The sequence below is a fragment of the uncultured Devosia sp. genome, assembly GCF_913055165.1.
Lineage (GTDB): Bacteria > Pseudomonadota > Alphaproteobacteria > Rhizobiales > Devosiaceae > Devosia.
This window is the reverse complement of record NZ_CAJXJS010000096.1, coordinates 1-8,241: the sequence shown is the minus strand read 5'-3', so window position 1 is coordinate 8,241 and position 8,241 is coordinate 1. Positions and strand designations below refer to the sequence as shown.

At 60.1% G+C, this 8,241-nt stretch carries 8 protein-coding genes; 4 read left to right on the top strand and 4 right to left on the bottom strand.

What is annotated here, in order from left to right:
* On the bottom strand, positions 1–1,773 hold a 1,773-nt coding region (ftsH, locus tag QZ564_RS18455), incomplete at its 3' end, for an ATP-dependent zinc metalloprotease FtsH (protein ID WP_297113263.1).
* Positions 1,774–1,988: 215 nt separating this feature from the next.
* Here ftsH and QZ564_RS18450 point away from each other — a divergent pair.
* Positions 1,989–2,432, top strand: a complete 444-nt coding sequence (locus tag QZ564_RS18450) for an SRPBCC family protein (protein ID WP_297113261.1) — start codon at positions 1,989–1,991, stop codon at positions 2,430–2,432.
* Between the two features lie 9 nt (positions 2,433–2,441).
* Positions 2,442–2,891: a hypothetical protein gene (locus QZ564_RS18445; RefSeq protein WP_297113259.1), complete on the top strand. Its 450-nt coding sequence runs from the start codon at positions 2,442–2,444 to the stop codon at positions 2,889–2,891.
* 117 nt (positions 2,892–3,008) lie between these two features.
* Here QZ564_RS18445 and rpoH read toward each other — a convergent pair whose 3' ends face one another.
* Positions 3,009–3,875: an RNA polymerase sigma factor RpoH gene (rpoH, locus tag QZ564_RS18440; protein WP_297113257.1), complete on the bottom strand. Its 867-nt coding sequence runs from the start codon at positions 3,873–3,875 to the stop codon at positions 3,009–3,011.
* Positions 3,876–4,145: 270 nt separating this feature from the next.
* Between rpoH and QZ564_RS18435 the strand changes: the two genes are divergently transcribed.
* Positions 4,146–4,604: a GNAT family N-acetyltransferase gene (locus QZ564_RS18435; RefSeq protein WP_297113254.1), complete on the top strand. Its 459-nt coding sequence runs from the start codon at positions 4,146–4,148 to the stop codon at positions 4,602–4,604.
* Positions 4,605–4,981: 377 nt separating this feature from the next.
* The gene (locus QZ564_RS18430; RefSeq protein ID WP_297113252.1) at positions 4,982–5,974 is read left to right on the top strand and encodes a PRC-barrel domain-containing protein; all 993 of its coding nucleotides are present in this window, start codon (positions 4,982–4,984) and stop codon (positions 5,972–5,974) included.
* A gap of 66 nt (positions 5,975–6,040) precedes the next feature.
* Here QZ564_RS18430 and fliJ read toward each other — a convergent pair whose 3' ends face one another.
* Positions 6,041–6,454, bottom strand: a complete 414-nt coding sequence (gene fliJ / locus QZ564_RS18425) for a flagellar export protein FliJ (protein WP_297113250.1) — start codon at positions 6,452–6,454, stop codon at positions 6,041–6,043.
* 62 nt (positions 6,455–6,516) lie between these two features.
* Positions 6,517–7,845 carry a flagellar protein export ATPase FliI gene (fliI, locus tag QZ564_RS18420; protein WP_297113265.1) on the bottom strand — a complete coding sequence of 443 codons (1,329 nt, stop codon included), beginning with the start codon at positions 7,843–7,845 and terminating at the stop codon, positions 6,517–6,519.
* Between the last annotated feature and the right edge of the window lie 396 nt (positions 7,846–8,241).

The window sequence follows — 8,241 nt, the reverse complement described above, 5'->3', positions numbered from 1 at the left end:
GTGGGCGGCCGGCACGTCCGGATCCTCTGCACCCTGGTGGATCGTTACCGGGCAACCGGGATGGAGCGGCTTGCCAAGGAGAAGATGACGCCGCCCGTCCTCGATCAGCTTGCGCACTTCTTGGTCGATGATCCGGGCCGTGTCGTCCGACATATGCTGGCTCTGCGTCACTGAATGGCCCAGGAAAACCTCCTGGTCATTGGACTTGTAACGCACGCGGCCGAGCTTTTCGCTCATGCCCCATTCCATGACCATGGAACGGGCGAGGTTGGTGGCCATCTGGATATCACCGGAGGCGCCCGAGGTCACCTTTTCCGGTCCGAACTTGATGATCTCGGCCTCACGGCCGCCGAACAGCATGGTCAGCCGGGCCAGCGCCTTTTCCCTTGAGAACGAATAGCTGTCGTTCTCAGGCAGGGTCATCACCATGCCGAGGGCGCGCCCGCGCGGGATGATGGTGGCCTTGTGGATCGGGTCGATGCCGGCAACCTTAAGCGCGATGATGGCGTGGCCAGCCTCGTGATAGGCGGTCAGCTTCTTTTCGTCGTCGGTCATGGCCATGGTGCGACGCTCGGCGCCCATCATGATCTTGTCCTTAGCGTCCTCGAATTCCTGATGGGTGACGAAGCGCTTGTTCTTGCGCGCCGCCATCAGGGCCGCCTCGTTGACGAGGTTCATGAGGTCTGCGCCGGAGAAGCCGGGCGTGCCGCGGGCGAGAACCTTGAGGTCAACATCGGGGGCCAGCGGCACCTTGCGGACATGGACCTTGAGCACCTTTTCGCGACCGGTAACGTCGGGATTGGGCACCACGACCTGGCGGTCGAAGCGGCCGGGACGGAGCAGGGCAGGGTCGAGCACGTCGGGGCGGTTGGTGGCGGCAATGAGGATGATGCCTTCATTGGCTTCAAAGCCGTCCATCTCGACCAGCAGCTGGTTCAGCGTCTGCTCGCGTTCGTCGTTGCCGCCGCCCAGGCCGGCACCACGCTGGCGGCCGACGGCGTCGATTTCGTCGATGAAGATGATGCAGGGCGCATTCTTCTTAGCCTGCTCGAACATGTCGCGGACACGCGATGCACCCACGCCGACGAACATTTCCACGAAGTCGGAACCCGAAATGGTGAAGAAGGGCACATTGGCTTCGCCGGCCACTGACCGGGCCAGCAGCGTCTTACCTGTACCCGGCGGGCCGACCAGCAGCACGCCGCGCGGGATACGGCCGCCCAGGCGCTGGAATTTGCCTGGATCGCGCAGGAATTCGACGATTTCTTCCAGGTCCTGCTTGGCCTCGTCGACGCCCGCGACGTCCTCGAAGGTCACCTTGCCCTGGGTTTCGGTCAAGAGCTTGGCGCGCGACTTGCCAAAGCCCATGGCGCCGCCACGGCCGCCGCCCTGCATCTGGCGGATGAAGAAGAACCACACGCCGATGATGACGAGGAAGGGCAGCCAGCTCGAGAGCAGGATGGACCAGAAGGGGCTCGATTCGGGCGCGCGCGCGGTGATGCTCACATCGCGGTCTTCGAGCTTGGTGATCACGTCGGCGCCTTCGGGAATGATGGTTTCGAAACGCGTGCCATCATTGAGCTGGCCGGAGACCACGTTGTTGGTGATGGTCACCGTCTGGACGCGGCCGGCTTCGATGTCGGACACGAATTGGCTGTAGCTCTTTTCGGCCACGGACATGGTGCGCGTGGACGACTGGAAGACCTGGAACAGGCCCATCAGCATAAAGAGGATCACCAGCCAGATGGCAAAGTTGCGGAAATTTCCGTTCATCAATTCCTGTCCCGGAGAGGCCGGCGCTCGGGTCGCGCCAGTATTGGGGCGAATGTAAGACCCTCAATGGGGCGTTACAAGGGCAAGACCTCGGCGTTTCCGGCCCTTTCGTCCAGTCATTTTGTCGCGATGGGGTTAATACGTTCTCACGCAGGAAAGGATGCAAAGCTGCATCTGCCATCTGCTAGAAGTGATGACCGACGGGGAGGCGTGCCATGGGTGTTGAGGTGACAACGAAAATCGATATCGCGCGGCCACTCCCTGAAGTGGCCGCCTATGCCTTCGACCCGACCAATGCGCCGCAATGGTATGCCAACATAAAATCGGTGCGCTGGCGCACCGCGCCGCCGGTTGCCGAAGGCAGCGGGATGGATTTCGTGGCTCACTTTCTGGGGCGGGAGCTCGCCTACACCTATCGCGTCGTCGAGATGACCCACAATCGGCTTGTCATGCGCACCGCGCAGGGGCCGTTTCCCATGGAAACCGTCTATCAGCTCCAGGCAACCGGCCCGGCCAGTACCCGCTTCTGCCTCATCAATCGCGGCGAGCCCAAGGGTTTTGCCGGTGTGATGGCGCCAGTCATGGTGGCGGCGATGAAGGCGGCCAATCGGAAGGATGTGGCGGCGTTGAAGCGGGTGTTGGAGAGCAGCATCCGCTAAGGTGGTGAAATGGCAAACGTGCTGGTAGCTGTGCTTTCCGGTCTGATGGCTCGAATTTTGCGCAAATTGCCCTTCGTGGGGTACTGGTTCGTCGCCCTCGCGGCCTCGTCGATGCTACTGCAGGGCGGCAGCGTAAAAGCGCAGACTCCCAATCCTTACGAGGGTTTTCTCGTACATTGCGCGACCTTGTACTACATGGCATCAGAAGCCCTTGCCCTTGATGGCAAGGATTATGTCTACATAATTTATCGGGCGAAATTTGATGTCATAGTAGAGGAAATTTCCAAGAAATTTGACTCGTACGAAGATGCTGACGCTCGTATTTCCGAAGAATTGCAGTCTCGTGTAAACTGGCTAGGGCCATTCATCGAGGAGTCGCCGGCGACTGTAGTGGGGCTTCTTGATACCTGCGATCGGAGTGCGACAATACGTGCACTGGTAGACGAATCCTGGCCCTGACGTGGCTGCCTACAACGCCTAGTCTTCGGCATGCCTTCAAGTCTACCACCTCCTTGATCCGACAAAAAAAAGCCCCGGCTCATCACCGGGGCTTTCTGATACTCGCTGTAACGCCGCTCAGGCCCCCGCCGCTTCCTTCACGGCTTCCTGCACCTTTTCAAACGCCCGCACCTCGATCTGGCGGATGCGTTCGCGGCTGACGTCATATTGCTGGGCCAGTTCCTCAAGCGTGGAGGGATTATCCTGCAGGCGCCGAGCCTGGAAAATGGCGCGTTCGCGCTCATTGAGCACGTCCATCGCCTTGTTCAGCATGCCCATGCGCTCGGAATATTCCTCGCTTTCGCCCAGGCTGGTTTCCTGGTCGGGCGTGTCGTCGACCAGCCAGTCCTGCCATTCGGACGAGCCTTCATCGGCCCGCATGGGGGAATTGAGCGAAGCGTCGCCCGAGAGGCGCGAATTCATCTGCACCACTTCGTCTTCAGTGACGTTGAGCGTGGTGGCGATCTGCTTGATCTGGTCGGGATGGAGCGAGCCATCCTCAAGCGCGGCGATCTGGCCCTTCACTTTCCTCAGGTTAAAGAACAGCCGCTTCTGGGCGGCAGTGGTGCCGATCTTGACCAGGCTCCAGCTGCGCAGCACATATTCCTGGATGGCGGCGCGGATCCACCACATGGCGTAAGTCGCCAGGCGGAAACCCTTTTCCGGCTCAAAGCGCTTGACCGCATGCATCAGGCCCACATTGCCTTCCGAGATCACCTCGGAAATGGGCAGGCCATAGCCGCGATATCCCATGGCGATCTTGGCGACGAGCCGCAAATGGCTGGTAATCAGCTTCTGGGCCGCACCGGGATCGGCATGTTCCTTGTAGCGCTTGGCCAGCATGTATTCTTCATCCGCTTCCAGCATAGGAAATTTGCGGATTTCCTGAAGATAACGGCTGAGGCCACCCTCGGACGAGAGGACCGGCAAATTCGTCTGGGCCATGGACGCACCCCCTTTCAGCTTTCCCCCACATGGCGCGGGCGGAAAAAACGGTCGCTGTCCATAAGGCACAACAACCGATGTAAGGATAATATAGGTTGCAGTTTGGCGAATTTAAGGGGCCAAGAAGGAACAAACGTTACAAATTGGAAAGCGTTCCCGACACCAATTCGCCTTTCATCGTCATAATACGATAAAACCCTTCACGGTTCAAACACATTGGCGTGACGCGGCCCACTGGGCATTCGCTACAATCGCGACTAGGGTCATGCCATGTCCGATATCGTCATTCTGCCCGTCCCCGTATTTTCGCTGCTCTGCAATGCCGCCTTCACCCTGCGCAGCGAGGTTTTCGTATGGGAGCAAAAAGTACCCGAGGAAGAGGAGCATGACGAATACGACCTTGGGGCGACCCATTTCGTGGCCATTGCCGATGGCGAGGTGGTAGGGACTTTGCGGCTGATCGATCTGCCCGAGCACACCAAGATCGGCCGGGTGGCGGTGCGTCAGGCTTTCCGGGGTCGGGGTATTGCGCGCAAGCTCATCGCGGCTGCCATGGCGCATGCCCGGGCGCGCGGCCAGGATCGCTTCTTTCTTACAGCGCAATCGGACAAGCTTGGTTTTTACGAGAGTCTGGGATTTGTCGCCTTTGGCCCCGAATTCATGGATGGCGGCATGCCGCACCGGGCCATGCGCGATTATGACCGGGACAGCGCGGTGCTGGTCGATTAGCAAATCGTTAAGCCATTAACCTCAGGGCCGATGGCCTGCCCTCACGCTTGCGCTATTGTGCGCTTGTTGGCCCCCATGCGCGACCCATGCCGCGCCTTTCGGGGGACAAATCGGGATCGGCCATCGCGTGCAGACGGGATTGGCGGCCGCAAAATCATAACCCGTTAACGGGAGGCGGAAAGAGCCGGCGCTGCCCAGAGGCGGCCGCCGGTTTTTTCTTATGGCCAACCCATTCTCAGCCCGCGGAAGAAATTCGCGCGGAACGGCTTTCAGGATCGCGGCGTTGTGAGGGCATCAATGGGCCGTACGGTGCGCTACCGGCAAGTTTTGCGCCGTACGGCCCTGTTCACCGCAACGATGAACCTTTGGAGCCTACAATGATCCGCACGCTTCTTACTAGCTCGGCTATCGCCCTTGTGCTTGGTACGGCCGCAATTGCCCAGACCACCACCACGGAAGCCCCTGCCAACGAACTGGCGCCGGCCAACGAGATGGCACCAGCCAATGAAATGGCGCCGGCAGACGATGCCATGGCCCCGATGGATGATGCGGCTGCCCCGGCTGATCATGGTGCCATGGACACCATGGAGGCCAATGAACCCTGGGATATGTCGGCTGGCTACACCGCTGGCGAAGGCGATGCCCTGGTTTCTGAAATCATGGGCGCCACCATCTTCTCCAGCGGTGCTGAAGACGCTGAAGAAATCGGTACCGTCAATGATCTGGTCGTTTCGACGAATGGCGAAATTCACGCCGTGGTCATCGGCGTTGGCGGCTTCCTTGGTATCGGCGAAAAGAATGTCGCCGTCGATTTCGCTGAGCTCGAACATACCGTCGCTTTCGACCAGACCGAGCGTTGGGTTCTGGCCACCACGGCGGACGCCCTGAATGCCGCTCCGGACTTTGTCTGGGAAGAAAACCTCAATGGTGACCCGGCCATGGCCCCGGCTGATCCCGCGGCCCCAGCCGACAACACCATGGCCCCGGCCGACAATGCCATGGGCACCGACCAGCCGGGCATGATGATGGAACGCGAAGGCTATGCGACGGTCGAGCGTGAAGCGCTGACCGCCGAGAACCTGACCGGCGCGACCGTGGTTGGTCCGGACGGTGAGGACATCGCCAATGTCGGCGATATCCTGCTCACCGAGGATGGCCAGATCGACGCCATGCTGATCGACTTCGGCGGCTTCCTCGGCATTGGCGAGAAGCGCGTGGCCGTGAGCCTCGACAATCTCGAATTTGCCTCCAACCAGGCCGGTGATCTGCTGATCTACAGCGACTTCACCCGCGAGCAGCTCGAGGCCCAGCCGGAATATGACGAGGCGACCTACGCCACCGATCCGGCCCAGCGTGCCACCGACCTTTAAGGTCGCGGCCCCGCAATGACAAAAGGCCCGCTTCGGCGGGCCTTTTTTGCATCTTGGTCTGGCAGCTTACTGCCGCCGATAGCGCAGGCGGGCGACTTCGTCATAGGCGTCCTGTTCCTGCTTGTTCTGCTCATCCTTCTCGCGCTGGTGCTCGCGCTGATCGAGCAATTCGACCTTCTTGAGATCTTCCAGCGCTTCGGCCAGGGCATCCTGCGCGGCTTCGAGCTTGGACTTCATGTCATTGGCAGAAGCCAGCAGATTGTCGCGCCGCGTCAGGGCTGCCTTGGCAAAGGTCGAATAGGCAAAATGGGCGACATCAGAAATGCCCGTCTTGGTGTGCTCGATCTCGATCTGCTGGTCGAGTTCGGCCGCCATGCGTTCGAAGTCAGCCACCATCATTTCGATCTGCGCCACCTGCCGGCGCTTCTCGTCAACCTGGAACTTCTTGAGCCGAATGAGGCTCTCGCTGCGCGATTTCAAGACCTGTACTCCTTACACATCAAGTCAGTTCCGGACCGGCCCATGCACATCAGGCCAATCCATCAGTCCCGCGCATCCGCTTCGGCGATCAGGCCGGCGAGCATGGCATAGCCCTCGGCGATCGTCGTCGTCTCATCCCGCTGCTGGCCCAGAAACGCCTCCAGCTTGGGATAGATGGCGATGGCGCGGTCCACGTTCGGATCTGACCCTTTCCGGTAAGCCCCCAGCCGGATCAGTTCCTCCATGTCCGAGAATATGGACATGAGTTCCCGCGCCCGCGACAGGGTGGGCCGGACCTCTTCCGGCACGCATCCTGGCATGGTCCGCGAGATGGACCGGAGCACATTGACGGCCGGATAGCGTCCCCGTTCGGCAATGCCGCGCTCCATTACAATGTGACCATCGAGAATGCCGCGGACGGCATCGGCAATGGGCTCATTGTGATCATCACCTTCCACCAAAACGGTAAATAGACCGGTAATGGAACCCGAATTGGGTTTGCCGGGCCCGGCGCGCTCCAATAGGCGCGGCAGTTCGGTGAAGACTGTGGGCGGATAACCCTTGGCTGTGGGCGGCTCGCCGATGGCGAGGCCGATTTCGCGCTGGGCCATGGCGAAACGGGTGAGGCTGTCCATCATGCACAAGACGCGCTGGCCTGAATCCCGGAAATACTCGGCAATGGACATGGAGATATAGGCCGCCTGCCGGCGCATCAGCGCGGCCTCGTCGGAGGTGGCGACCACGACCACGGCACGCGCCAGCCCTTCCTCGCCCAGATATTCCTGGATGAATTCATGCACCTCGCGGCCACGTTCGCCGATCAGCCCGATCACCGAGACATCGACATCGGTATTGCGCGCCAGCATCGACATCAGCACCGACTTGCCCACGCCCGAGCCGGCGAAGATACCCATGCGCTGTCCCTCGCACATGGTGGCAAAGGTATTAAGGCACCGGACGCCCAGTTCTATCGGTTCGCCCACGCGGGTGCGGTCGTGTGCGGCCAGTGGAGATTGTCGCAAGGGATAGGGCGTGGCTCCCATGGGCAGCGGCCCCAGGCCATCGATCGGTTCGCCATTGGCATTGATCACCCGGCCCAGCCAGCCATGTGATGGGTTGACCGCGCCATCGTGGCGGCGGAACACCGCTTTGCAACCCAGCCGGACACCGCCCAGCTCGCCAAAGGGCAGGCACAGGGCATGTCCGTCGCGGAAGCCGATGATCTCGGCGGCGAGGTAGTGTCCGTCCGTCGCCTCGATGGTCACCCGTCCGCCCACACGCAGCTCGCGCACAGGGCCGACGATTTCGATCAGCAGACCCTGCACGGATTTGACCCGGCCGAAGACTTCCACGTCATCGATGGCCTCGATGGCCGAGATCAGAGCCTTCATGCTCATGCCGCGTTCAGCAACCGTTCATTTTGAGGGGCCTGGAGGGGGGCCAGGCGTCATGATTATGGTTTCCGTCAATGCTCGAATCGTCATTCGGCGCGAATCGGATGGTAACCGATCATTAACGCAAAAGCGCTACTGGCTGTGATGATCGGCGAAATGCGCCTGCCGCCATGAATGCGGCGAAACTCCTCCCAAATGCCCCGAATGCTTGAGTCCAAAGAGTCTCTTGGAACGCTTTCTTAATGTATCACCTTAAGAAATTTTCAGGGTATTTATCTCGATTTTTCAATCACTTAAGATAAAGTTGTACTAACGCCGTTTGCGTATTGCGGATCAGAATTAAACTTTGTTAACTAGTTGGGCTTAGGCTTGAAGTCATATCCAGTAGGGTTG

Bases quoted from the DNA above. Each gene is read 5' to 3' on its own strand.
- QZ564_RS18430 (WP_297113252.1), top strand. From the start codon at position 4,982: ATGATCCGCACGCTTCTTACTAGCTCGGCTATCGCCCTTGTGCTTGGT.
- rpoH (WP_297113257.1), bottom strand. From the start codon at position 3,875: ATGGCCCAGACGAATTTGCCGGTCCTCTCGTCCGAGGGTGGCCTCAGC.
- fliI (WP_297113265.1), bottom strand. From the start codon at position 7,845: ATGAAGGCTCTGATCTCGGCCATCGAGGCCATCGATGACGTGGAAGTC.
- QZ564_RS18450 (WP_297113261.1), top strand. From the start codon at position 1,989: ATGGGTGTTGAGGTGACAACGAAAATCGATATCGCGCGGCCACTCCCT.
- QZ564_RS18435 (WP_297113254.1), top strand. From the start codon at position 4,146: ATGTCCGATATCGTCATTCTGCCCGTCCCCGTATTTTCGCTGCTCTGC.
- QZ564_RS18445 (WP_297113259.1), top strand. From the start codon at position 2,442: ATGGCAAACGTGCTGGTAGCTGTGCTTTCCGGTCTGATGGCTCGAATT.